The organism is Stenotrophomonas maltophilia group sp. Smal32, assembly GCF_030237085.1.
Lineage (GTDB): Bacteria > Pseudomonadota > Gammaproteobacteria > Xanthomonadales > Xanthomonadaceae > Stenotrophomonas > Stenotrophomonas maltophilia_Q.
Genome location: NZ_JASJSI010000096.1, coordinates 15,365 through 16,390, shown reverse-complemented (window position 1 = coordinate 16,390; position 1,026 = coordinate 15,365). Strand labels below are relative to the sequence as shown.

Here is a 1,026-nt window from a genome sequence, read left to right as displayed (position 1 = left end):
GGTAGAATGCCCCCATGAAGATCGCCTCGTGGAACGTCAATTCGCTCAATGTCCGCCTGCCGCACCTGGAGCAGTGGCTCAAGGAGTTCGGCCCGGACATCGTCGGTATCCAGGAAACCAAGCTGGAGGACCACAAGTTCCCCGACTCTGCGCTGATCGCCGCCGGCTACCGCAGCGTGTTCGCCGGCCAGAAGACCTACAACGGCGTGGCACTGCTGTCGCGTGAGCCGGCGCAGGACGTGCAGATCGGCATTCCCGGCTTCGAGGACGAACAGAAGCGCGTCATTGCCGGTACCTTCGGCGACCTGCGGGTGATCAACCTGTACGTGGTCAACGGCCAGGACATCGGCACCGACAAGTATGACTACAAGCTGCGCTGGCTCGAGGCAGTGCATGCCTGGATCGCCGAAGAACTGCAGCGGCACCCGAAGCTGATCGTGATGGGCGACTTCAACATCGCCCCGGACGCGCGCGACGTGCACGATCCGGAGGTGTGGAACGACAACCACATCCTGACCTCCACCGCCGAGCGCGGCGCGCTCAACAAGCTGCTGCAGCTGGGCCTGCACGATGGCTTCCGCCTGCACAACGACGAAGCCGGTGTGTTCAGCTGGTGGGATTACCGCGCGGCCGGCTTCCGCCGCAACCTGGGCCTGCGCATCGACCTGACCCTGGTCTCCGATGCGCTGAAGGGCGGCGCGGTGGCCTCGGGCATCGACCGCGAGCCGCGCACCTGGGAACGCCCGAGCGACCATGCGCCGGCGTGGGTGCAGCTGGGTTGAGGTAGCGGCGGGGCCTGGCCGGCGGCGCCGGCTTCCCTGGCCCCGGTGGGGGGGCGCCGGGGGGGGGCCGGGGCGGGGCCCTCGCCGCCGCCCGCGAATACCGCACCCCCCCACCGTTTTCCCCCACCCCGGGGCCCTACGGCGTGCGTACCCGAGGGGGGCGGCCCCGCCGTTGCCGCCGCGCGCCCCCCCCAGCAGCCGCCCCCGCGCCCCCCTCTCGCGGCGGACCTTAGACATCCGGCCG

1 protein-coding gene is annotated in these 1,026 nt (G+C 70.1%); it reads left to right on the top strand.

Translation table 11 applies throughout. The features are described 5' to 3' along the window. Window positions 1-14: 14 nt before the first annotated feature. Complete coding sequence (xth, locus tag QRO91_RS18030; protein WP_049432111.1) at window positions 15-782, top strand: exodeoxyribonuclease III; 768 nt, start codon at window positions 15-17, stop codon at window positions 780-782. Window positions 783-1,026 lie beyond the last annotated feature (244 nt).